Consider the following 24,377-nt stretch of genomic DNA (forward strand, 5'->3'; position numbering starts at 1 on the left):
CTTCAGATAAAGAGGCTCATGAGCGCTCCCAACGTAACCGCGCGCATTCTGCGGCTGATTGTCGAAAATGCGCCTATTAGTCAATCCGATCTCAAAGTGCGCAGCGGCCTGAGCATGTCGACGGTGTCGCAAGCCACCAATCGTCTGCTGACCGGCGGCATCGTGCAGGAGCTGGGGCTACGTCGCGTCTCAATGGGGCGGCCCAAAACGCTGCTCGGCCTCAATCCGGATCACGCCAGCGTGGTGGGGATTCAGCTTAATGCCGAACGCAACCTGATGGTGCTGACCGATCTCAGCGGCAACATCATCGGCGAGCAGCAAATTCCTTCCGGCGCGATGACGCCCAAACAGCTCGGCGATGCGCTGGCGAAGTTTTTGCGTGGCGTTGAGGGCAAAAAGGTTGGGGCGATTGGTCTGGCGCTGTCGGGTTTGGTCGATGCCAGCAATGGCGTTTGCGTGCTGTCACGCGCGCTGGGCTGGGATAACGTGCCGATTGCCCGTCTGCTGGAAGAGCGCTTCTCGCTGCCGGTATTTATTGAAAATGATGCCAACGCGCTGGCGATGGCGGCGCTGGTGTTTGGTCAGCTCGGTCATGCGCAGTCGGCGGTGATAGCTACGTTCGGCAAAGGCATCGGCGCGGGGATTCTGCTCGATCGCCAGCTTTATCGTGGTCGTCACGGCAAAGCTGGGGAGATTGGCGTGTCGCTGCTGGGCGATGGTTCTGAGCGTCTGCTGGAGGATGTGGCGTCGTCGCAGGCGATTCTGCAGCGCGTGGCGGCCACCACCAAAGAAGAGGTGCCGCATACGCTGCGCGATCTCGATGTGCGTCCAACGCCGGAGGTGCTGAGCGCGCTGGCCGAGGCCGGGCAGCATCTGGGGATGTCGCTGGCGAATCTGTCGGTGGCCTACGATCCGGACGTGGTGTATCTGGCGATGGAGCCGCAAATGGCTTCGCGCATTCTGCTCGACCACGTTACGCAGAGTTTTCAGACCTACCGTTTGAAGCTGACGCCGCACATGACGCCGCTGCAGTTCCTTACGGAATCCAACCGCATGTGGGCGCAGGGCGCTGCCGGGTTTGCGGTGAATAAGCTGCTGGATTTGTTGGCCGCACAGGCTGATGAAGAGATCGCACCGCAATAATGAATCACGCGATAAATCCCCGCCCATTCTGTCGCGGCACGATTTATCGCGCCGCGACGAAAAGATGCGGCTTTTACACCTTATCTGAGTCGCAAACCCTGCTCATCAAACAATAAACAATGCTCAGCACGCAGCTGATAACTCAGCCGCTCGCCAATCGCGTGTTCCGCCACGTTACGCTCCTCAATCACCAGCAGCTTCTCTTCGCCGATATCGAGATAGAGATAATTGGTGTGTCCCAGCATCTCGCTAAACGACAACTCGCCGCTGAAACTCAGGACATCCTCATTGCTGCTCACTGGCTGGAAATGCTCTGGACGTACGCCCAGCGTGATTTTCTGCCCTTCGCGGCACGACGCGGCGATCGGCAGCGTAAGCTGATTAATGCCCAGCGCCGGCACGCGTAACTGCACCGCGCCCGGCGCGATCGCTGCCACTTCGGCAGTGAGGAAATTCATCTTCGGCGAGCCAATAAACCCGGCGACAAACAGGTTGTCGGGATCGCGATACAGCGCCATCGGCGCGCCGACTTGCTCAATGCGGCCCTGACGCAGCACCACAATGCGATCCGCCAGCGTCATCGCCTCCAGCTGATCGTGCGTCACGTAGATCATGGTGTTGCCCAGCGAAGCGTGCAGGCGAGCAATCTCAATGCGCATCTGCAAACGCAGCTCGGCATCGAGGTTCGACAGCGGCTCATCAAACAGAAAAATGCGCGGATGGCGGATTATCGCGCGGCCAATCGCCACACGTTGCCGCTGTCCGCCGGACAGCGCGCGCGGTAAGCGGTCAAGAAATTCTGTCAGATGCAGGCGCGCCGCAGTCTGTTTGATCGCCTGCTCAATTTCCGCTTTCGGGCGCTTCATCACTTCCAGCGGATAGGCCAGATTGCCGCGCACCGTCATGTTCGGGTAGAGCGCATAGGACTGAAACACCATGGCGATGCCGCGCTCGGTGGCGTGCTGATCGGTCATATCGGCGCCTTCAATCAGCAACTTACCGTCGGTGATCTCCTCCAGCCCGGCAATCATGCGCAGCAGCGTAGATTTCCCGCAGCCGGAAGGGCCGACAAACACCACGAATTCGCCGCTGTTAATGGTGAGATCGATGCCATGAATCACGTTTACATTTTCGTAGGACTTTTTAACGTTTTGCAGATGCAGGCTGGTCATGCGATGCCTCGAATCAGAGAAGTTGGCCCATATAAATGGCGTTGCTGCGCATAATCGGCGTGAAGCCAAGGCGCTGATAGAAGCCGCACACCTGCTCGTTCTGCAGGCTGACGCCGAGATAAACGCCCGGCACGCCCGCGGCACGCAGATCGTGTAGCAGCTGTTCAATCAGCTTGCGCCCCCAGCCACCTTGCTGCGCGGCGGGTAACAGATTGATGTGCAGATGCGCAGGCCATTGCGTCACCAGCTGATCCGCTGCCGCATCGGGCTGATGAATCGCTTCCAGCACTTTGCTGTCGAGCGGCGCCTGCGGCGCGTAATCGCGATACTGCTGTTGCAGCTGTGGCCACCAATCAGTATTCAACTTTGCTTCGAAGGCGCGCGTATCGGGCGCGGCGACCGCGTAGCCGACTACCTCGCCGTGCTGTTCCAGCACATAAGCAAATTCGGGCGCAAAGCGCGCGTAGGGAATGACAAAGCGCAGGCCGGGCAGCGCGGGATCGGAGTAGAGCGCGCTGGCATCGGTGCCGGCATTGGCGGTCTCTAAGCAGATGCGCGACAAGGCGGGGAAATCTGCCTCGCTGGCGCGACGAATAACACCTTCAGCCGTCATGGTGGAGCCTCTGTGGTCAGGAGATGAACAGATTTTACGGTAAAGAAAGCCGACTTAGTTTTCAAGGTGTAATAATTGCGCTGGCGCACAAAGCTGATGCGAACTATAACCACAAAGCATGACTGGGCGGCTGACAAACTCACGCGCAACGCCGGTATGAGCGCTGATTGAAAGCACATTGCCTTTCGCTCACCTATCGCAGTGATGATAACTATAGGATTTTCATATGCTCTATCAGTATGTTAAAGCAGCTTGCCTGGCTGAGTGATTTATACTGATGCTCAGGCTTTACTGCGCAACGCTGTCCGGTTTGCGCGCTGAATCGCAGCATCCTCTGCTGTTCTGGCGGCTTTTCTTCTTACTCTTTGCACTGTATCACAGAGCAAAAATTCCGCAGTGGTGATGTTTGACTTTCTTTTGTGCATAAAGTAAGTATGAATTATGTGCGTTGTCGCTGCTGAATCAACCTGCCGGGAATCGCAGGTGTCGAGATGAAGGGATGCCAGTCATCTGTTGGAGAAACCGAGCATGATGTGTGATTCAACCAATCGTCCTTCCCGTTTGCAAAGTTCACTGCGCACGGTGTCGCGTCTGGTCTCCGCCGGGATTCTGCTCGGTGCGACCATGGCAGCCGCGCAGGCCGTTACCCTGAATGAGTGGGACATTTACAACTATCCGCAGCAGACCGAAGCGGTGGATGAAGCGGTAAAAGCGTTCCAGCAAAAGAATCCGGACATTGTGATTCAGCGTTCGGTGCACTCCTTCGAAGACACGCGCATTCCGCTTAAGCTGGCGCTAACCGCCGGTGACGGCCCGCAAATCGCCCAGGTGAATCAGGGCGGCGGCGATATGGGCTCGCTGGTGAAAGACAAGCTGCTGTGGCCGCTGGATGATTACGCCAAAACTTACGGCTGGACCACGCGCTTCCCGGATTCAATCCTGAAACGTAACCGCTGGTCAGATAAACAAGATTTCGGCAGCGGCAAACTCTACGGCGTGGCGAGCCTCGGCGAGATGGTGGGTTTGTACTACAACAAAGCGCTGCTGGATAAAGCCGGTGTCGCGGTGCCTAAAACCCTGCCAGAACTCGAACAGGCGATGGAGAAACTCAAAGCCGCCGGTACACCGCCGATGATGCTCGGCCTGCTCGACGGCAACATGGGCCAGCAGCTGCTCAGCACCTTGTGGGAAGCGCAGATTGAGAGCAGCGACCGGAAAAAACTCGACGATCTGATTTACGACGTGGGCGGCACGTTCAAAGACGACAAGCTGGTGAAAGCCGCCAATATGATGAAGGGCTGGAACGACAAAGGCTATCTGTTCACCGGCTTCCAGGGCATTGGGCATGACGATGCGGCGACCCTGTTCCAGAATGGTCAGGCAGCGTTCCTGGTGAGCGGAACCTGGTATCTCGGCCAGTTTAAAGACAACAAAGATCTGCACTTCGCTGCGATGCCAGCGGGCGAGGGCGTGCAGCATCCGCTGATGGTGGGTGGCACCGATCTGGCGTTCTCCATCACCAGCACCGCCAAAGACAAAGCGCAGCAGGATGCCGCAGCGAAGTTCATCGATTACATCGTCTCAGATGAGATGGCGAACCGCTGGCTGAAAGTGGGCTTCCTGCCGGCCGGCACCAGCAAAAATGCGCAGATTCCGGCGGATAACCCGCTGCTGGCGGAAGCGTATCAGGTGTGGGTGACGCTAAATGACAACGATGGTCTCGGCCATTATCTCGACTGGGCCACGCCAACCATGAACGCTGAGCTGAATCAGAATGTGCAGCTGCTGCTGGCGGGACGTCAAACCGCCGACCAGATGGTGATCAACTTCGATAACAACTATCAACGTTACCTGAAAACCCTCAAGCACTGATGACGTACGGCCCGGCGTAAGTGGCCGGGCCGCGAACAGGCCCGCAAGCGAGTACGGTTATGCTGAATAAATCTGCCTGGCGCAATGCGCTCTATCTTCTGCCCGCGGTGCTGGTGTATGCGGTGTTTCTGCTGATGCCGCTGTTGGCCTCATTAGGGATCAGCTTCACCGAATGGGACGGCACCTCGTGGCCGATTTTCATCGGCATGGGTAACTATCTGCGCATGTTCCAGGATCCGGTGTTCTGGGTGGCGCTTGGCAATAATGCCTTGCTGATGCTGTTCTACACGCTGTTTCCGATTGGCGTTGGACTGCTGCTGTGCAGCTTCCTGTATGAGACGCGCAATAACAAAGAGCGTAGCTTGCTGCGTATTCTCTTCTTCCTGCCGTACATCATGCCGATGGCGGTGCTCGGCGTGGTGTGGCGCTGGCTGTATAACCCGGCGTTTGGCCCTATCGATCAGTTCCTGCGCGCCGTGGGTTTGCCGCAGCTGGCGAAGTCGTGGCTGGGTGATTTTACCTGGGCGCTACCCGCGGTCGGCTTTGTCGCCACCTGGTACTTCTTCGGTTTCTGCCTGGTGCTGTTTATGGCGGGCTTGCAACGCATGGATCCGTCGCTGTTGGAAGCGGCCGATCTCGATGGTTCATCACGCCGGCAGAAATTTATGCGCATTACGCTGCCGTCGCTGCGTCCGGAACTGCGTATCGCGCTGCTGCTGACGGTGATCGCCAGCTTGAAAGCCTTCGATCTGGTTTACGTGATGACGCAAGGCGGGCCGGGCACGTCCACTATGGTGACCAACATCTTTATGTATAAGCAGGGCTTTGACCTGCACTACTTCGGCTATGCCTCCGCCGTGGCGGTGTTCAGTATGCTGATTGTGTTAATGATCAACGGGTTAATTCATCTATGTCTACGGGAGCGTCACTGATGCGCGGCACGCCAACTGTCTCACGCGCGCTGATCTGGATTGTCGCGTTGATGACCATCCTGCCGTTTTTAATGGCGCTGATGACCTCGTTCAAAACCCAGATGGAGCTATTTCAGGGCGTGTTTACCTTGCCCTCGTCGCTCAATTTTAAAAACTACATCACCGCGTGGCAGCAGGGACATTTCAACGTCTACTTCATGAACTCGGTGCTGGTGGTGATTCCGGTGGTGATCTGCAGCATCCTGCTCGGCATTCTGGCGGGATTCGGTTTTGCCTGGCTGAAGATCCCCGGCAAAACGGTGGTTGCCGCGCTGCTGGGTCTTGGCATGGTGCTACCGAGTGAAGCCTTTATTATTCCGCTCTATCACGAGCTGCGCTGGATGGGCCTCACCAACACCTATCTGGCGCTGATTCTGCCGCAAATCGCCTTGTCGCTGCCGTTTACCACGCTGATGATTGCCACCGCGTTGCAGCAGGTGCCGCGCGAGCTGATGGAAGCGGCGGTGATGGATGGTGCATCACGCCGCAAAATTCTTTGGGGCCTGCTGGTGCCGGCGATTTGGCCAACGCTGTCCACGCTGGCGCTGCTGCTGTTTATCTGGACGTGGAACGAGTTCCTTATCCCGCTGATTCTGGTGAATAAAGATGAGCTGCGCACCTTGCCGATCGGCATGATGTTTTTCCAGAACAAAAACACCATCGATATCCCGGTGCTGATGGCGGGCGCGATGATTGTCATCCTGCCGCTGGTAGCGGTGTTCCTGGTGTTCCAGCGCAAATTTATCAGCGGCGTCACCGAAGGCGCGGTGAAATAACCATCTTGTCCACCAGCAAAAGGTTTTGGTCATGCGGCGCGTGCTGCAATAGCGCATCGCCGCTATTCAGGAGAACCGCATGCACGTTTCATTGGCTGATTTCTATCCCATCGCCGATGGCGAAACGCTGGATACACACTGCTTCCAGCGCGCACTCAATCATCTGGCAACGCGCGGCGGCGGCACCTTATCAGTGCCGCCTGGCCGCTATCATCTCGGCACGCTGACGCTGGGTTCCAACATTAATCTGCATCTCGAAGCGGGCGCCACGTTGCTCGCCAGCTCACGCGTTGAGGATTATCAGCAGCAGCTGGCGCAGAGCCAGGCTGAACTGTCGCAGCATGTGCTGCTGTACGCCGTCGGGCAGCGCAATATCAGCATCAGTGGCAAAGGGGTGATCGACGGTAACGGCGATGCGTGGTTTGCTGCGGAAAAGGACGAGCAGGGTTATCGCCTGCCGCGTGCGCAGCGCCCGCGCATCGTGGTGTTTGAGGATTGCGAGCAGGTGACGCTGCAAGATTTCACCATCATCCAGGCGCCGATGTGGACGGTACATCTGGTGAGTTGCCGCCATGTACATGTCGACCATCTCACCATCAATAACAGCATGAGCATGCCGAACACCGATGCGCTGGATATCGACAGCTGTGAAGCGGTGTTTGTCAGCAACAGCTACCTGAGCGCGGCCGATGATGCCATCTGCATCAAAACCAGCCAAAAACCCGCGCATCTGCGACGTGCCGCGCGACAAATCACGATCAGCAACTGCCTGCTGCGCTCCTACAGCTGCGCGTTCAAAATCGGCACCGAAACCTTCGATGACGTGGAAGATGTCACCGTCTCCGGCTGCACCCTCTTTGATTCCAACCGCGCGATTGGCTTGCTGTCGCGTGATGGCGGCCAGTTCCGCCGTTTGCTGTTCAGCAATATCACGCTGGCCTGCCGCCACGCGCCGCCGTGCCATTGGGGTAAAGCCGATGCGCTGTTTGTTTCAGTGCGCGCGCGCGATCCGGCGATAGCGCCGGGCAGCATTGAGCAACTGCAATTCAGCAACGTCAGCGGTGTGATGGAAGGAGCAATTAACCTGCATGCGGAACAACCGGGACAGATTCGTGATGTGATGCTGGCGAATGTGCAGCTGCGGCAAGTGGTAGCAGCAGGTGCGGATCAAGGGCATTACGATGTGCGCCCGCCGTGTAACCCTGAATCGCCGACTGGCATGGGCCTCGACAATGCGTACAAACTGGATAGCACATCGGGCTTAGCGTACGGTGTTACCGCCTATCCTGATGGCTTGCCGGGCGTGTTTGCGCGCGGCGTGGAGAATCTGCAGCTGCATAACGTGGTGATTACGCGCCCGCAGCCGTTGCCCCACGGCTGGCATGCGGAAACAGTGCAGATTCTTTAGGGCACGCCTGGAGGTTACAACGCAGCAGCGATAGCCGCGCCCAGTTCCTCGGTTGACGCGCGGCCGTCGAGCTCGCGCGTCAGGCTGTTGCCCGCCGCCAGCGTAAGCTCGATGGCATCCAACACCGCTGCGCCCGCTTCGGCGTAATCGAGGTGCTCCAGCATCATCGCGCCACTCCAAATCTGACCAATCAGGTTGTTCACGCCTTTACCGGCGATGTCGGGTGCCGATCCATAGGTGCTGTAATTAATGCGTTAATTTTGATTATTTGTAATCATATTTGATGCTTTGTGAGCAACCTCAAACAAATTAAGCCCTGTTTAGCCTATAAAACGCCTCTAATATGCGTAAATTCATTCTTATTTGAGCGAAATGAATCATAAGCATAAGTGGGGTGGCGAAGTGCGTAGACACGGTGAATAACAACATCGGCCACCTCATCAACGGGACGCGTGAAGCCCAGCGCGTTCCACGACCCTACGTTATCGATGAGGCTGAAATGAAACAATTCTCTACAGAAGGGATGGTGATTATTGTCGGGATTGTCATTGCGTACATCCTGTTCACCACCTGGCTCACCTGGCGTCTGCGCAGTAAAAACAGCGGCGACTTTATGGCTGGCTCCAATGTGATGCCGGCATTTGTGGTGGGCGTGATGCTGATGTCGGAATACATCGGCGCCAAATCCACCATCGGTACGGCTCAGGCAGCTTTCGAAGATGGCTTTGCCGCTTCATGGTCGGTGATTGGTGCCGCTATCGGTTTCCCGCTGTTTGGTTTTCTGCTGGTAAAGCGCATCTACAATACCGGTAAAATCACCATCTCTGCGGCGATCGCTGAACGTTATGGCAACTCCACCAAAAACATCATCTCGCTGATCATGATCTATGCGCTGTTGCTGGTTAACGTCGGTAACTACGTGAGCGGTGCGGCGGCGATCTCAACGGTGCTCAACCTCGATCTCACTACCGCAGCGGTGATCACCGCGATCGTCAGTACGTTCTATTTTATGTTCGGCGGCATGAAAGGCATCGCCTGGGTCACGCTGCTGCATAGCGGACTGAAATATATCGGTATTCTGATCATTCTCGGCGTGGCCCTGCACATGACCGGCGGCGTCAGCCCAATGATCAAAGAGATGCCGCATTTCTACTGGACGTGGGACGGCAACGTTGGCGGCAGCACTATTTTCGCCTGGATGATTGGTACTATCGGCTCGATCTTCTGTACTCAGTTTGTGATTCAGGCGATTGCCTCGACCAAAAGTGCTGAGTCCGCCAAACGTGCAACCTGGGTGGCGTTCTTCTTCTGCATGCCGATTGCCATTGCTATCGCGCTGATTGGCGTGGCGGCGAAATACCTGCATTCCGATATTAAAAGTCTCTATGCGCTGCCGGTGTTCCTGCAGGACATGAGTCCGTGGCTGGCGGGGATTGTCACTACCTCACTCGTGGCGTCGATCTTTGTCAGCGTCAGCACCGTAGCGCTGGCGATTGCCTCGCTGGTGGTAAAAGATTTCTACGTGCCCTATCGCAATCCGACACCGGAGCGCGAGTTCCGCATGACGCGCTGGCTGTCGCTGCTGATCGGTTTCCTGCCGCTGATTTTCGTGCTGTTCGTGCCGGAAGTGTTGAAGCTCTCCTTCTTCACCCGCGCTATTCGGCTGTCGATTTCAGTGGTGGCAATCATTGCCTTTTATCTGCCGTTCTTTAAAAGCACGCGCGGCGCCAATGCAGGCCTGATTGGTGCGTGCGTCATGACGTCAGTGTGGTATCTGCTCGGCGATCCATTAGGTATCAACAACATGTACGTGGCGTTGATCACGCCGGCGGTCATCATGGTGATTGACCGCCTGATCCCTTCAAGCCAAACCCATGTGAAAAAAGCCCCGAAATCTTCAATGCAAAACAGTGGAGCCTGAAATGAGTGATTTAACCCTTACCGTTGAACGCAGCGGTAACCTCCATCCGCACGCGCAGGATGCGCAACAGCTCACGGCGATGCTGCCTTCGGTCTGCCCGCAGAACCATGCGGCGAATCTGCTGCCGCTACCCAATGGCGACTTGCTGTGTGTGTGGTTTGGCGGCACGCAGGAAGGGATCGCCGATATTTCTGTGTGGTGCTCGCGGCTGAAAAGCGGCAGCACACAGTGGAGCGAGGCGGAAAAACTCTCTGACGATCCCACGCGATCGGAGCAAAATCCGCTGCTGTTCCTCGATCCCGAACAGGTGCTTTGGCTGCTGTGGACGGCGCAGAAATCCGGCAATCAGGACACCGCGATTGTGCGCTATCGTCAGTCACGCGATTTTGGCCGCAGCTGGGGGGCAATCGACACTTTGCTCGATCAGCCCGGCACCTTTATTCGCCAGCCGATTGTGGTGCTGCCAAACGGTAACTGGCTGCTGCCGGTGTTTTATTGCCGAACTCAGCCTGGCGTGAAATGGGTGGGTAACAACGATATCAGCGCGGTGAAAATCTCCAGTGATAAAGGCCAAAGCTGGCGCGATGTGGCGGTGCCAGACAGCCTGGGCTGCGTGCATATGAACATCACGTTGCTGCAGGATGGCAGCTTACTGGCGCTGTATCGCAGCCGCTGGGCCGATTTCATCTATCAAAGTCGTTCCACCGATGGCGGCGAAAGCTGGAGTGCGCCGCTGGCGACTGACTTGCCAAACAACAACTCGTCGATTCAGGTCACGACATTGCACAACGGCCATCTGGCGCTGGTGTTTAATGCCATGAGCGCCAGAGATGCCAGCGAGCGCCGCTTATCGCTGTATGACGAAATTGAAGATGAAGAGGATGACGGCGATGTGGCGGTGGCGGCCGAACCGTTGGTGCACAGCGGACGCAGCGCGTTTTGGGGCGCACCCCGCGCGCCAATGACGCTGGCGATTTCCGCCGATGGCGGCAAAAGCTGGCCATGGCAGCGTAATCTCGACGAGGGCGACGGCTACTGCATGACCAATAATTCGCAGCAAAAGCTTAACCGCGAGTTCTCCTATCCGAGCATCAAACAAAGTGACGATGGCGCGCTGCATGTGGCTTACACCTATTTTCGTCAGGCGATTAAATATGTGCGCGTCGATGAAAGCTGGGTGAAAGGATGAGCAGGCAGCGACACGCGCTGGTAACTGGCGTCAGCTCTGGCATAGGCGCCGCCATCGCCGATCATCTGTTGCAACAAGGTTGGCAGGTGACCGGTTTTAGCCGCACGTCGGTGCAGAACGATCATCCAGGGTTCACCTCGGTCAGCGTGGATCTGTTGGATGCCAATCTGCTGAAGCAGGCGCTACTGGCGCTGCCGAAGGTGGATGCGCTGGTGCATGCCGCAGGCATGATGGCGGCTGCGCCGCTCGGTGAGCTGGATGAGAAGCAGAGCGCGCGTTTGTGGTACCTGCACGTGCAGGTGGCGCAGATAATGGCAAATGTCTTGCAGCCGCAGATGGCGCAGGGCGATCGTATCTTGCTGGTTGGCAGCCGCACGTCACGCGGCGCGGCGAATCGCAGCCAGTACGTGAGCACCAAGGCGGCAATGGTGGGCATGGCGCGCAGCTGGGCGGCGGAACTGGCACCCAAAGGCATCACGGTGAATGTGATTGCGCCGGGGGCGACGGAGACGCCCATGCTACTGCAGCCCGGCCGCGCCAGTTCACCCCCAAAGCTGCCGCCGATGGGGCGCTATATCAAGCCCCAGGAAGTGGCGGCGCTGGCAGGGTTTGTGCTGTCGCCTGCCGCCGATGCGATTACCGGGCAGGAGTTGGTGATCTGTGGTGGGGCGTCGTTGTAGTTTTTTCCCTCACCCTAACCCTCTCCCACAGGGAGAGGGAATTGAATAGTGCACCGACTAGCTCCCTCTCCCAGTGGGAGAAGGAATGGAATAGTGCACCGACTAACTCCCTCTCCCAGTGGGAGAGGGCTGGGGTGAGGGCAACAAGTCGCACCTAACCGCGCCGCAATCCCGCCACATCCACCTGCCACTGATGCAGCTTGTTATACAGTGCGGTGCGTGAAATCCCCAGCAGCTGCGCGGACTGGCGCAGGTTACCTTTTTGCTCACGCACCACCTGCATCACATGCTGGCGCTCATTCTCCTGCAGCGAGGTCAATTCGCTGGCGACAGGCGCGTTACGCTGCACCATCTCTTCCGGCAGATCGTGGCGCTCAATCTCCAACCCTTCACACAAATTCACCATGCGCTCGACCAGATTCTCCAGCTCACGCACGTTGCCGGGCCAGTGCCACGCCTGTAAACAGCGCATCGCCTCAGCGGAGAGCTGCGGCGCGATGCGCTTCAGCCGGGTGCAGAGCGCCTGAATAAAGGTATTCACCAGGCCGGGAATATCCTCCTGACGCTCGCGCAGCGGCGGGATCTCCAGCGAAATCACATTCAGGCGATAGTAGAGATCGCGGCGGAACGCGCCTTTTTCCACCGCATCCAGCAGATTGCAGTGGGTAGCGGCGATGATGCGCACATTGACCTTGATGGGATGGGCCGCGCCGATTCGCACCACTTCGCCCTCCTGCAGCACGCGCAGCAGGCTGGTCTGCGCCTCGAGCGGCATCTCGCCAATCTCATCAAGGAACAAGGTGCCGCCATCGGCCAGCTCAAATTTGCCCGCCGAGCCGCCGCGTCGCGATCCGGTAAAAGCGCCGTCGACATAGCCAAATAGTTCGCTCTGCACTAAATCACGTGGCAATGCGCCGCAGTTCAGCGCGATAAAGGCTTCCTGATGGCGCGGGCTGGCATTGTGAATCGCCTGCGCGAACAGCTCTTTGCCGGTGCCGCTTTCGCCGGTTAATAACACCGTGCTATCGCTGCGGCTGCTGGCGCGCGCTTTCTGAATCGCTTGCAGCACGCGCGGCGCGTGCCCGCGAATCATCTCAAAGGTATAGCTGGCGCCCACGCCCATCACGCGGCGCGTAATGGCGCGGATACGTTGATTCTCACGCAGCGACAGCACGCGGCCACCGTCGGGTGCGGGCATCAGCGAAATCAGGCAGGAAAGGGGATGCACGCCATCCGGCATAAATTGCAGCTCGCGGTCATTGCAAAACGGCATGGTGAGCAGCGATCCGCCTTGCGGTTGCAGCAGCATGTCGATCGGCCCGGCGCTGGGATCGAGGCCGCTAAAGATCTGGCGCGCATAGCGGTTCAGCGTTTTGATGCGGCCGTGACGATCGCAGACGATCACGCCTTCGTTCAGGGTTTCGAGGATCGACTGCTGCTCGGCCAGCAAACGGCGCAGCATCAGCTGCTGACCAACCGCTTCGGCTGCCGCCTGCACCGTGCCGAGCGTGTGCGCATTAAAGTTGTCGGGCGTGGCGGTCAGCGTTAGCACGCCAAGCAGCTGGCCGCTGGCATCGCGCACCGGTGCGGCAGCGCATTGGCGATGGCGTTTGCGCAGATCCAGCTTCCAGTTTTCGCCGCTCAGCACGTACACCAGCCGCTGCTCAATCAGGCAGCGCGCGGTGCAATTGGTGCCGAGCACTTCTTCGCGCAGGATGCTGCCGACCGGCGTCAGATCCGCGCCGCAGAAGTGCAGCGTCACGCCTTGCGCATCGGTCAGATTGATGTGGCCATCCGGGTTATACGCCAGCAGATTTTGCATGATGCTGCGCGCCGCGAGGATCAACTCGGCGTTATGCTCAAGGATCGCCGCCAGTTCCGCAGCGGGCGGCGAGACATAGGCGAAGGTGGCGGGATCGATCGCGCGCTGCTGCGATCGCCGCCACGACTGCAAAATGCTGTGCCGCATCCAGCCGGGCTGTTCGCCGCGTTCGAAGCTGTGCCAGCCCTGCCACAACAACGTGTCCCATTCGCCCACCTCGGCGCTGTCCGGCAAGCTGAAGATCGGATCGCTTTCATCTTTAAACGGCAAACGCTCACTGGCACGCATGTCACACTCCTGATTAAGATGGAATGTCCATTTTATTGACATGTGAAGTTGACATGTAAATTTTGTTGCCAGATTGTGAGCTATATCTGTGTTATGCCTCACATAAAGCGGCGGATTGCAGTTGGCATCGCCTTTGCACTACCAATTGCACATCCCTACGCTCGAATGAGCACATCCAAAACAATAAGGAATAGGTCATGACATTTCATCTTAAGCCAGTACGCGTCGGCCTAATTGGCGCCGGTCGCATGGGCAGCTTCCACGCGGAAAACCTGGCCTGGCGCGTGCCGGGTGCGATCCTCGCAGCGGTGGCCGATCCGCAACCGGGCGCGGCCGACGCGCTGACCAATAAGCTCGGCGTCGCTAAAGCGTACAGCGATCTGCATGCGCTGCTGCAGGATCCCGAAATTGAGGCGGTGGCGATTGCCGCGCCAGCGCGCACGCACGCCGAATGGGTGATCGCTGCCGCGAAGGCGGGCAAACATGTGTTCTGTGAGAAGCCGATGGCGGTAACGCTGGAAGAGGCGGATCGCGCGATTGCTGCCGCGAAAGCGGCCGGCGTAGTGTTGCAGGTCGGTTTTAACCGCCGCTTTGATTCCGGCTTTGCTGCAGCGATCGCGGCGGTGAAAGCGGGTGAAAATGGCACCACGCAGCTGAGCCGATCGCTGACGCGCGATCCGGGCCTGCACGATCCTTCGCGCATCCCGCAGTGGACGATCTTCCTTGAAACCCTGATCCACGATTTCGACACGCTGCTGCACTTTAACCCTGGCGCGAAGCCGGTGGAAGTCTATGCGCTGGCCGATGCGCTGGTGCGTCCGGATTTCAAAGACAAAGGCTTGCTCGACACATCGGTGGTTACCATCCGCTTTGATAACGGCGCGATCGCCACCGCTGAAGCCAACTTCCAGGCGGTATACGGCTACGATGTGCGCGGCGAAGTGTTCGGCAGCAAAGGCATGCTGCAGGCGGGCCATATCAACGTTAACAACTGTGTGCGCTATCACCAGGATGGCATCGCGATTGAAACCTCACGCATGGATTCAGACCTGCTGCGCGAAGCCTATGTGGCGGAGATGGCCGAGTTTGCCCGCTGCATTCGCAGTGGCGAAACGCCGCGCGCTACCGGTGAAGATGCACGCAACGCGCTGGTAATCGCGCTGGCCTGTATCGACTCGGTGCAGCAGCAGCAGCCGATCAAATTGGGAGGTCGCTAATGGCCGGTTATCAGCTGTCGGTGTGTGCCGAAATGGTGTTTCTCGATCTGCCTTTTGTCGAGCGCGTGAAACGCATTCATGCACTGGGCTTTGGCGTCGAAATCTGGGGCTGGGCCAACAAAGATATCGATGCGCTGGCGGCGACCGGCGCGCGTTTCACCTCGATGACCGGCTACCTCAGCGGCAACCTGACCGATGATGATGAGATTCAGCAACTGCTGCAAAGTGCTGAAGCATCGCTGGCGGTGGCCGAGCGGCTCAACTGTCCGGCGTTGAACCTGCACGGTACCGGACTGGATGACAAAGGGTTGCCGGTTAAACCGGTTGACGTGGTGACCGGCGCGATGTGGCTGAAAGCGGCTGATACGCTGCGCAAAGTGGCGCAGCTGGGCGAGCGCGCCGGACGCGTCTTCACGCTGGAGAACCTTAACTTGCCGGTTGATCATCCCGGTACGCCGTTCGCGCTGGCAGCCGACACGCTGGCGCTGGTGGAAGCGGTTAACAGCCCGGCGCTAAAGATGAACCTCGACCTGTATCACGCGCAGATTGGCGAAGGCAATTTGATCGAACTGATTCGCCGTTGTGGTTCGGCGATAGGTGAAATTCAGGTAGCCGATGTGCCGGGGCGTCAGCAGCCGGGCACCGGTGAGATTAACTATCGCGCCATCGCCCGTGCGTTACACGATGTTGGCTATCAGGGCACCGTGGCGCTGGAAGGCTGGGCCAGCGGCGAAAGTGGCGCCGCGCTGCAGCAGTTCCGCGATCACTTCACCCTTTAACGGTTCCGCCGCCGGGTATTCGCCTGTTACCCGGCGTTAACTTCATGAAATGAATAATAATATCTCAACCTTACAGGACTAACCCATGAACATCAGAAATGTGATGCTGTGCCTCTGCGCGCTGCTGCTCAGCCTGAGCGCGAGCGCTAAAACCTTCACCGTCGGCGTAGCGCTGGCGAACTTCGATCTCAACTTTGTCTCGATTCTGCGCACCCAGATGCAGGCAGAGCTGAAAGCTAACCAGCTCAATAGCCAGTTTGTAGATGCCAAAGGCGATGTCGCGCTGCAAGTGCAGCAGGTGGATGATTTTGTTAATCAGGGTGTCGATGCCATCATCCTCAATCCGGTGGACACTCAAGGCGTATTGCCAATGATTACCGCAGCGAAAAATGCCGGCATTCCGCTGATCTTCGTCAATCGTAAGCCAGAAGTGAAACTGCCAAGCGACATGGCGTATGTTGGTTCAGACTCGGCGTTGGGCGGCGAAATGCAGATGGAAGCGCTGGCGAAGAAGATGAATTACAAAGGCAACGTGGCGATTTTGATGGGCGCGCTGTCGAATGAAGAAGCGCGTGAACGCACCCGCGCGGTGGAAGCCGTGATTGCCAAATACAAAGATATGAAGGTGATTGAAAAGCAGAGCGCCAAATGGCAGCGCAACGAAGCGGTGGATGTGGTATCGAGCTGGCTGCTGAATCAGCGCCCAATTGACGCTATCGCAGCGAATAATGATGAAATGGCGATTGGTGCCATCATGGCGCTCAACCAGGCGAAAAATGAGAAGATTTTGGTCGCCGGTATCGACGGCACGCCGGATGGTCAGCAGTTCGTGAAGAACGGCAAAATGACGCTGACCATTTTCCAGGACGCGAAAGGGCAGGCGACCGGCGCGGTGCAGGTGACTAAAGCGCTGCTGGAGAAGCAGAAAGTGCAGGAGTTCAACTGGATTCCGTATCAAACCATCACGCCTGAGAACTATGCGCAGTTCGCGGCGAAATAACATTTTTATTTACCAAAACTCTCCTGCTCGCAGGAGAGTTTTACGCTGGAAAGCCGATTTATTCCTCCTCCACTTCGCTTTATTTGCCTAACTCTGACTGATAAACTCCGGCTGCAACCAGAATTGTCTCTGGTTAATGATTGCTCAGGCATGATGCATTAACAGAACGCATGCTTTCGACCGGAGAGAAGTGCAGGATGGATAAAGAGATTCTCAACACCATAAATTCTCAGCACCTTTTTCCCGCGCACAGCGACCGGCATATTTTTTTTGGTGTTGATGGTAAATTCATTGGCCACTCGCTGATTACCATCATGTCGATAATCAAGCATGCCAATGATGTTCGTTATCACTTTCATCTTATCTCTTCGGAAATATCTGCAGTTGACACTGTGCGACTGGAAAAAATATTCGCTGGATCGCCACATGGGTTAACGCTGCATCATATTCAGGATAGTTTGTTTAGCGCGTTCCCTACCACAGAGTTGTTCACTCGCGCGACCTATTATCGTTTTCTCGCTCCGCTTATCTTGCCGCATGCCACTAAATTGCTTTATCTCGATGCCGATATAGTGTGTCTGAATCCTCTGGATGAATTATGGCAGATTGCCATGCCAGCTGACGTTATTGCCTTGGTGGTTGGCGAGATTCAGGCATTGCAACCGCAGTTGGCTGAAAAGGTGGGCTTGCGTGGAAAGCGCTATTTTAATGCCGGCATGATGCTGATTGATGTTCAAAAGTGGAACCGCGAGCAGATCAGTGAACGCGCTTTTAATTTGCTTAGCGAAAAGGGAAAACAATTCCAGTATCTTGATCAGGATGCGTTGAATACGTTGCTTGAGGACCGTGTGATATTTACGGAAACGCGCTTTAATACCATCAATATGCTCTCACACGATGATAGCGGCTATACGCAGGATGTGCCGAAAAATACCTGCTTATTGCATTATGCGGGTGCCGATAAACCCTGGCAGCGGTGGAATCAACAGCACGTTGGCCATTACTATCGCGATCTTTATCAGATTTCGCCATTAGCCGACGTCTCTTTTGAAACACCGAAAAACGCGCAACAAGCAAAGAGAATGTACAAATTTTTGTTCCGTAGTCATCAATGGATGCCGGCACTCTATTGGCGCATTAAGTATTTTAAAATGAGGTATTTTTGAGTGCAGACTTTACGTTTAAAGCCGCTGTTAACCGAAAGCAATATTTATCAGCTGTGCTTTCTGCTGTTAACCCTGGCATTTGCGACCTCGTTAGTTATCCCCGCATATCCTAAGAAAACATTCTATCTGGTGGGTTATTTAACGCTATTCTTTCTGCTGGCCAAGGGAATAAAAAGAAAATTCATTATCGATAAGAGTGCTTTCATCGTCGCCGTTCCCATTCTATTATTGGGCATAGTCAGGGTAATATGGTCGCGTATTTATGCCGATGCCTATTTTAGCGATGTAGTGGATAACTATTTTCAGGGCGGTAAACTTTTCATTATCTCCGCTTTTGTCAGCTATTTTTTCATTGCGTGGCGTCACTGTTTGTCAGCGAAAGTCCTGCGCATTAGCGTGTGCTTGTTAATTTTTGGCTTGCTGCTGACGCTGGGCGCCGGCTGGTACGAACATGCTCAGACGCAGCAACGCATCAAATTACTCACAGATTCAGCCGGTACCGTTTCATACCTGATGACGGCATTAGCATTAACTGCCCTGTTTATTGTGAATAAGGTGATAGTTCGCCGCCTTAATCAAATTCTGCTGTTCACCGCTATCTTTGTGGTGAATATGCTGCTGATGTTCCTCACTGAGTCACGTGCGGCGGTGTTGGTGCTGCCCGTTTTATACTTGCTCTGTTTTTATCTGGTTCATCGCTGGGCAGGAAAATATTCGCTGGTGATTTTAGTTCTTTGCATTGCGGGGGGGCTGTTCTTCATGCCCAGCTCCATTATGCATCGGTTGGACAACATCCAGAACGAAATAGACAGCTATCAGAAAAATAATGATACCTCAATTGGTGCGCGCTTCTCGATCTGGAAAAGTGGCTATCACAGCGTTTCCTGGTCGCTGCTGGGGCAAAGTCCGGATGACAGAACGGATAAAGCGCGCGTTTATATTAAAACCTATGAACGCGCTAATCCTGAGGCTTATAAAAATGTGATGTATCACTTGCACGATGATTTTTTAGAAACGCTTTCGCTGCAAGGTATCGCGGGTGCTGTCACCCTGATTCTTTTTTATGTGGGTTTAATTGTGGCGGCAATGCGTCGTCGGGCATGGGATGTCGCGCTGCTTCCTGTTTCCATTTTTATATTCGGTTTGACCGATACCGTATGGATTCAAAGCAGTTCAGTGTTTATTCTGATGGCATCGATTATTATGAGCTATGCGCTGATGCAGCATAAGCCCCGAACGCATATCTAATATTTGTCAGGTCGCCATTGAAGGCGACCGATTTTCTCAACGCTTCAGCTCATTCTCCGCAATTTCATTCTCAGATATTTTTTCTTCAAACTAAATCTGACTTTACTGTCCAGCAAAAATGAAACGAAAGAGACGTTTTCAATCGCCTGCTTCACCACCTGTTTCTCATGTTCATCGTTAATCAGCGGATAAAACTTATGCGCCAGATTGATCCAGTGACAAGCGAGCAGGTTGCGGTAGCTTTCACCGAGCACATTATCCATCTGTTGCGTGGCTTTGATCAGCATCGATATTTTATCGGCATCCAGCGCGCTGGAGAGACTTTTTTCTCGTTTGAAATAGAGATACGGGCTCTGCTTCGCTAAAAATATCGTCTGACTGGCTTTCAGAATCGAGGGGAATAAATACGCATCTTCGTAGCAACTGAAGTCAGGGAAATGGTTATCTTCCAACAGCGAGCGTTTAATAAACTGACCGATAAAATGCGCCTGAATATCACGATGGATGAGGAATTTTTCAATCACCTGATGTTGCGACAAGGCGTTAACCTGCAAACCTTTCCACTGTTGTAGTTTGGTCTTCTTTTCATAAATTTCATTCAGCGGCGCCAGCAGAATATCGGGTTGTTGCGCCTGCAAAAACTGCACTATGTCAGCAAAAGAGTTCGGCAAAAGCTGATCGTCACCATCCAGCATCGTGACAAAGTGGCCGCTGCATTTGCTGACGCCAAAATTTCTCACTTTGCCGATGTTACGGAACATCACGTCAAAAATTTTCACCTGGCTGAATGAAGCGGCAAAGCTGTGCAGCAACGCGCTGGTGTTATCTGTGGATGCGTCATTCACCAACACAACCTCGACCGCATCCTCAACGCCAGAGCAGGCCTTTTTGAGGCTGTTTAACGTCTCAACAATGTATTTTTCGCAATTGTGAGCCGTGACCAGGACGCTGAGAGTGCAAGGTGAATCCATAGTTAGCATCTATCCGTTAATGTTCTGAGAGCATTCATTGCTAACAAGTCTATCGCTTTCTACGCTGAAGGGAATGAAATTGTGTTGCATGGTTTAGGTAATCATACTCACAGCTCTGCGCGTCGTTAATCAGCACAACTAAACTTTCCTCCCGCCTTGCCGATGTTTTTTACCACTGAGTCCGTGCGCTTTGCCCCACGATTTTGGGGCTCTACGATCAACTTCTGGTGTGGAAAAATGTCATGATCGCAACGCCCTTGTCAGGCCCGGCGGCTTCGCCGGTGGAGATGGTTTCGCTCAAACGTATCGCACAGCGCGCGGATAGCCTGGCGGTGTTCCTCAGTTGGGCGCTGTTGCCGATTGCACTTGGCGTTGGCTGGCTAAATGACAGCGTGCTGGTGGCGCTAATTGCGGGTTTGGTATTGGCGCTGCTGGCGACGTTTTTCGGCACCGCGCTGCGCGGTACGCTTACGTCGCGGCTGGTCTTATCCGCGCTGTTAATCGGCTGGGCTGGGCTGCTTATTCAGGTTGGCGGTGGCGCAACCGAATACCACTTCTCGGTGTTTGTGTTGATGTCGGCGCTGCTGGCGTGGCGAGATGTGCGCCCGTTAGTAATGGGCGCTGCGGCGGCAGCCACGCATCATGTGTTATTCAATTATCTGCAGGAAAATGATCTGTTTGGCGTGGTGGTGTTTCATCATCCCGGCTGGGACATGGTGTTTTTCCACGCGCTGTTTGTCGTGGTGCAAACCGCGATGCTGCTGGTGATTGCACGCCAGATGGCAGCGGATGCGAGCTCGGCCAGCGAAGTGGCGCAACTGGCGGCACACATTAATCAGCAAGCCGGTTATCTCACGCTGCGTGCCGATACTCAGCAGAGTGAAACGCCGTTCGCGCGCACCTTCAGTACTACGCTTGGGACCCTACACGGCACTTTGCATCAGGTCAGCGACGGCGTCGGTCAACTGCTGGCGGAATCCGACAGCATTCTGGAGCGCAACGCCGCGCTCTCGACGCGTACCGACGAGCAGGCGCAAGCGCTGGAAGTGGCGGCCAGCGCTATGAGCGAAATCAGTATCGCTGCCAGCTTAACCCGGGACAAAGCGCAAAGCGCGTGCGAGCTGGCGAGTGAAACCCGCGCGGTGGCGACGCGTGGTGAAGAGAATATCCAGTCGGCGATTCGCTCGATGGAGAAAATCAGCGAAGAGTCGAGAAGGGTGAAGATCATCCTGGAGCTGATCGACGGCATTGCGTTTCAGACCAACATTCTGTCACTGAACGCCTCGGTGGAAGCGGCGCGTGCCGGTAATCAGGGACGCGGTTTTGCCGTGGTCGCCAGCGAAGTGCGTAATCTGGCGATGCGCAGCGAAAGTGCGGCACGCGAAATCCGTCAACTGATGGATGCCAGTTCCACCAGCACCGAACACGGCACCGTGCAGGTGGAGCATGCGGCGCAAACCATGCGCGAGATTCACAGCAGTATTAGCGGGTTATCGCAGCTGGTGACGGAACTGTCGGCGATGAGTGAGCAGCAGAATTTGAGCATTGAGCAGATTCAGCAGAGCATCAATAGCATTGATCACAGCGTGCATCATAACGTGCAGCACGTGGCCGAAACGCTGCAAGTGGCGCAGCAGCAACAGCAGCAGGCCAATGCGCTGAAGCAGGCGATTTCGTTATTTAAGTTGGGATAAGCGTGACCTTTGCAAAGGTCGCCATGAATGGCGACCTTGCGTTAGTTACTCTACGCCATTAACCAGCAGCACGCGGTATTTCGCGCCTTTCAGGCGATGCGCTTTGGCTTCCTGATACGCCGGGCTGAAATACCAGCCTTTCGCCGCCTCAGCATCCGGGAATTCGAGCACCACCACGCCTTCCGCTTCCGGGCCTTCCAGCGTTTCCAGGGCGCCATAAAACGCCAGCGGGGTGATGGGATGGTCGCCGCGCGCCTGTCCGGCTTTCTCGGCATACGTCGCCATCTCGTCCTGGTCTAAGGTTTCGTCCTTAATAAACACCACATATGCAGCCATTATTTCTCTCCTCGCGCCTGGCGTTTGTCTTCAGTGTTGTTATCGAAATCGGCGGCATCATGGCGCTCCAGCAGCTGATCCTGCGGCTCGGCACCAAAGGCGCGATTCACTTTACGCCCGCGAATCACCGCCGGACGCTCGGCAATCTCTTTTGCCCAGCGCACCACATTTTTGTACGACTGCGCATCAAGGAATTCGCTGCCGCCATATTGGTTGTTCAGCACCAGATTGCCGTACCACGGCCAGGTGGCGATATCGGCGATGGTGTATTCGTCACCGGCGAGGAAGCGATGGTCGGCCAACTGACGATCCAGCACGTCCAGCTGACGTTTAGCTTCCAGCGTGAAGCGGTTGATGGCGTATTCGATTTTCTCGGGCGCATAGTGATAGAAGTGACCAAAGCCGCCGCCGAGGTACGGCGCAGAACCTTGCAGCCAGAACAGCCAGTTCAGGGTTTCGGTGCGGCCTGCCAGTGAGGTCGGCAGGAAGTGACCGAACTTCTCGGCCAGATAGAGCAGGATATTACCGGATTCAAACACGCGCTGCGGTGGCGTGACGGAATGGTCGCTCAGCGCCGGGATTTTCGAGTTCGGGTTTACATCGACAAAACCGCTGGAGAACTGATCGCCATCGCCGATACGGATCAGCCAGGCATCGTACTCGGCGTCTTTGGCGCCCACCGCCAGTAACTCTTCCAGCAGGATAGTAATTTTCTGGCCGTTTGGCGTGCCGAGCGAGTAAAGCTGCAGCGGATGTTTGCCGATCGGCAAGGTTTTGTCATGCGTCGGCCCGGCGGTTGGACGGTTGGTTTTCGCGCCGTTACCTTTGGCTTCCGGGTCCCAGGTCCAGACTTTCGCGGGCTGATACTGATGTTCCGACATAGTGGTTTCGCCTTGTTGTGATTGTATTTTTGCTGCTACTGAGTGTAGCAGCGCGTGATACAGGCGATTTAACCGCGCTGGCGGTGGGACGCAAAGTCCGATTATGTAAAGTTCTCTTGCGTAAACAGCATAAAGTCCACTCTACCAGGCTGATAGGTGTCGGGAATGTCGCCCTCTTCCAGATGCCGCAGCATCAGCGTTAAGGCGAGCTGAGCATGGCGCAGGGTGTTTTGATCGAGGGTGAGGTTCAGCACGCGATCCTGCAACAGTCGGCGTGTAGTGCTGTACAACTCGTGCGTGACGTACAGCACTTTACCGTCGAGACGATGACGCGCCAGCGCTTCGTGCACCTGTGTGTTGCCAATGCCGGTGTTATACAGCCCGACAATCGGCGGCGAGGCGGCCAGCGTTTTTTCTAACAGGCGGCTAATGCGTTCGCGCTCATCCTGACCGGCAAGAATCTCGCGCAGGCGCAGCCGCGGAAAGCGTTCGGCCAGCACCGCCTGAAAGCCCTCAATGCGCAGGCGGTGGGCTGCGTAATCCGCGCGTCCGCTCATCAACACCACTTCACCCGGCTGCGACAGCATGCTGCCGAGCATCAAACCGGCGGTGCGCCCGGCTTTGTATTGATCGATACCGACGTGGCACAGCCGCGCGGCATCTGGCAGATCGGCGACCAGCGTGATCACCGGCACGCCGCGCGCTTTACAGGCGGCGAGCGCATCGTAGATTAGCGGGTTTTGATGGGCGAAGACGATCAGCGCATCCATCTTTTTACTGCTGGCGGTGATGTGTGCGGCGAGTTTTTCCGGTGCATTTTCCGGGATCAGCGTGCGATGCAGACGCAGGCGGCGATAACCGAGCTGGTCGGCGAGTTTGGCAAAGTCTTGCGCTAATTGCTGAAAGAAGAAGGAGGCGTTGCCGCTGAGCAGCACTTCGATCTGCCACGGATGGCGATGTTCCTCGGGCAAAATGCGTTTTAAACCGGCGTCACGCGCGGCCTGCAGGATTTTTTTGCTCATGGCGGGCGATACGCCACCGCGATCGTTGAGTACCCGGTCAACCGTGGCGACACCGACGCCCAGTTGTTTTGCCAGCTCGGCCAGCGTCACTGCTTTCATGTTGCGTGCATTCCAATAGAGCGGGCCCTCATCCTAACCTTCTCCCGCCAGCGGGAGAAGGGACCGATCGAGCAAGCCGCACCATCCCGTTCCCTCTCCCGGTGGGAGA

General features: G+C 56.0%; 21 protein-coding genes and 1 pseudogene. 14 read left to right on the top strand and 8 right to left on the bottom strand.

Annotation, left to right across the window (positions count from 1 at the left end):
- Positions 1–18 precede the first annotated feature (18 nt).
- Positions 19–1,143 (top strand): ROK family transcriptional regulator, encoded by a 1,125-nt coding sequence (locus PO881_RS01905; RefSeq protein ID WP_280172364.1) that lies wholly within the window; start codon positions 19–21, stop codon positions 1,141–1,143.
- 80 nt (positions 1,144–1,223) lie between these two features.
- Here the strand turns inward: PO881_RS01905 and ugpC are convergent, their stop codons facing one another.
- Together ugpC and PO881_RS01915 are read right to left on the bottom strand one after the other, a co-directional pair.
- Complete coding sequence (gene ugpC / locus PO881_RS01910; protein ID WP_280172365.1) at positions 1,224–2,315, bottom strand: sn-glycerol-3-phosphate ABC transporter ATP-binding protein UgpC; 1,092 nt, start codon at positions 2,313–2,315, stop codon at positions 1,224–1,226.
- A gap of 13 nt (positions 2,316–2,328) precedes the next feature.
- Entirely contained in the window at positions 2,329–2,928 is a 600-nt protein-coding gene (locus PO881_RS01915) for a GNAT family N-acetyltransferase (RefSeq protein WP_192412624.1), read from the bottom strand.
- Between the two features lie 528 nt (positions 2,929–3,456).
- Between PO881_RS01915 and PO881_RS01920 the strand changes: the two genes are divergently transcribed.
- The 4 genes from PO881_RS01920 to PO881_RS01935 all read left to right on the top strand — a co-directional run bounded on the left by PO881_RS01920 (position 3,457) and on the right by PO881_RS01935 (position 7,955).
- Complete coding sequence (locus PO881_RS01920) at positions 3,457–4,800, top strand: extracellular solute-binding protein (RefSeq protein ID WP_280172366.1); 1,344 nt, start codon at positions 3,457–3,459, stop codon at positions 4,798–4,800.
- A 59-nt stretch (positions 4,801–4,859) separates the two neighbouring features.
- Positions 4,860–5,732 carry a sugar ABC transporter permease gene (locus tag PO881_RS01925; protein ID WP_280172367.1) on the top strand — a complete coding sequence of 291 codons (873 nt, stop codon included), beginning with the start codon at positions 4,860–4,862 and terminating at the stop codon, positions 5,730–5,732.
- A complete protein-coding gene (locus PO881_RS01930) occupies positions 5,732–6,547 on the top strand; it encodes a carbohydrate ABC transporter permease (protein ID WP_280172863.1) in 816 nt (271 codons plus the stop codon). Before PO881_RS01925 ends, PO881_RS01930 begins: the two co-directional genes overlap by 1 nt.
- Positions 6,548–6,626: 79 nt before the next feature.
- Positions 6,627–7,955, top strand: coding sequence for a glycoside hydrolase family 28 protein (locus PO881_RS01935; protein WP_280172368.1), 1,329 nt, complete (start codon positions 6,627–6,629; stop codon positions 7,953–7,955).
- 14 nt (positions 7,956–7,969) lie between these two features.
- On the opposite strand, the pseudogene PO881_RS01940 reads toward PO881_RS01935, so the two are convergent.
- Positions 7,970–8,188, bottom strand: a pseudogene (locus tag PO881_RS01940) (isocitrate/isopropylmalate family dehydrogenase); the annotation flags it as partial.
- A gap of 266 nt (positions 8,189–8,454) precedes the next feature.
- Between PO881_RS01940 and PO881_RS01945 the strand changes: the two are divergent.
- The 3 genes from PO881_RS01945 to PO881_RS01955 are packed head-to-tail and all read left to right on the top strand — an operon-like array spanning position 8,455 to position 11,745.
- Entirely contained in the window at positions 8,455–9,876 is a 1,422-nt protein-coding gene (locus tag PO881_RS01945; protein ID WP_280172369.1) for a sodium:solute symporter family protein, read from the top strand.
- A gap of 1 nt (position 9,877) precedes the next feature.
- Entirely contained in the window at positions 9,878–11,065 is a 1,188-nt protein-coding gene (locus PO881_RS01950) for an exo-alpha-sialidase (RefSeq protein ID WP_280172370.1), read from the top strand.
- Positions 11,062–11,745: an SDR family oxidoreductase gene (locus tag PO881_RS01955; RefSeq protein WP_280172371.1), complete on the top strand. Its 684-nt coding sequence runs from the start codon at positions 11,062–11,064 to the stop codon at positions 11,743–11,745. The genes PO881_RS01950 and PO881_RS01955 overlap by 4 nt, the downstream gene beginning before the upstream one ends.
- A gap of 154 nt (positions 11,746–11,899) precedes the next feature.
- On the opposite strand, the gene PO881_RS01960 is transcribed toward PO881_RS01955, so the two are convergent.
- Positions 11,900–13,855 (bottom strand): sigma 54-interacting transcriptional regulator, encoded by a 1,956-nt coding sequence (locus PO881_RS01960; RefSeq protein WP_280172372.1) that lies wholly within the window; start codon positions 13,853–13,855, stop codon positions 11,900–11,902.
- A 197-nt stretch (positions 13,856–14,052) separates the two neighbouring features.
- Between PO881_RS01960 and PO881_RS01965 the strand changes: the two genes are divergently transcribed.
- From PO881_RS01965 to PO881_RS01985, 5 genes are all read left to right on the top strand, one after another.
- Positions 14,053–15,072 (top strand): Gfo/Idh/MocA family oxidoreductase, encoded by a 1,020-nt coding sequence (locus PO881_RS01965; protein WP_280172373.1) that lies wholly within the window; start codon positions 14,053–14,055, stop codon positions 15,070–15,072.
- Positions 15,072–15,851, top strand: coding sequence for a TIM barrel protein (locus PO881_RS01970; protein WP_110868111.1), 780 nt, complete (start codon positions 15,072–15,074; stop codon positions 15,849–15,851). The genes PO881_RS01965 and PO881_RS01970 overlap by 1 nt, the downstream gene beginning before the upstream one ends.
- 85 nt (positions 15,852–15,936) lie before the next feature.
- Positions 15,937–16,851: a substrate-binding domain-containing protein gene (locus PO881_RS01975; RefSeq protein ID WP_280172374.1), complete on the top strand. Its 915-nt coding sequence runs from the start codon at positions 15,937–15,939 to the stop codon at positions 16,849–16,851.
- A gap of 197 nt (positions 16,852–17,048) precedes the next feature.
- Complete coding sequence (locus PO881_RS01980; protein ID WP_280172375.1) at positions 17,049–18,017, top strand: glycosyltransferase; 969 nt, start codon at positions 17,049–17,051, stop codon at positions 18,015–18,017.
- A complete protein-coding gene (locus PO881_RS01985; protein ID WP_280172376.1) occupies positions 18,018–19,265 on the top strand; it encodes an O-antigen ligase family protein in 1,248 nt (415 codons plus the stop codon).
- Positions 19,266–19,309: 44 nt separating this feature from the next.
- Here PO881_RS01985 and PO881_RS01990 read toward each other — a convergent pair whose 3' ends face one another.
- Positions 19,310–20,245: a glycosyltransferase gene (locus PO881_RS01990; protein WP_312464383.1), complete on the bottom strand. Its 936-nt coding sequence runs from the start codon at positions 20,243–20,245 to the stop codon at positions 19,310–19,312.
- Positions 20,246–20,478: 233 nt separating this feature from the next.
- Between PO881_RS01990 and PO881_RS01995 the strand changes: the two genes are divergently transcribed.
- Positions 20,479–21,930, top strand: a complete 1,452-nt coding sequence (locus tag PO881_RS01995) for a methyl-accepting chemotaxis protein (protein ID WP_280172377.1) — start codon at positions 20,479–20,481, stop codon at positions 21,928–21,930.
- 45 nt (positions 21,931–21,975) lie between these two features.
- Here PO881_RS01995 and PO881_RS02000 read toward each other — a convergent pair whose 3' ends face one another.
- From PO881_RS02000 to PO881_RS02010, 3 genes are all read right to left on the bottom strand, one after another.
- Complete coding sequence (locus PO881_RS02000; RefSeq protein ID WP_110868107.1) at positions 21,976–22,266, bottom strand: DUF1330 domain-containing protein; 291 nt, start codon at positions 22,264–22,266, stop codon at positions 21,976–21,978.
- The gene (gene yghU, locus PO881_RS02005) at positions 22,266–23,147 is read right to left on the bottom strand and encodes a glutathione-dependent disulfide-bond oxidoreductase (RefSeq protein ID WP_280172378.1); all 882 of its coding nucleotides are present in this window, start codon (positions 23,145–23,147) and stop codon (positions 22,266–22,268) included. Before yghU ends, PO881_RS02000 begins: the two co-directional genes overlap by 1 nt.
- Positions 23,148–23,248: 101 nt before the next feature.
- On the bottom strand, positions 23,249–24,268 hold the full coding sequence (locus tag PO881_RS02010; protein ID WP_280172379.1) for a LacI family DNA-binding transcriptional regulator: 1,020 nt from the start codon (positions 24,266–24,268) through the stop codon (positions 23,249–23,251).
- Between the last annotated feature and the right edge of the window lie 109 nt (positions 24,269–24,377).

Source organism: Pantoea sp. SS70, from assembly GCF_029866845.1.
Lineage (GTDB): Bacteria > Pseudomonadota > Gammaproteobacteria > Enterobacterales > Enterobacteriaceae > Pantoea > Pantoea leporis.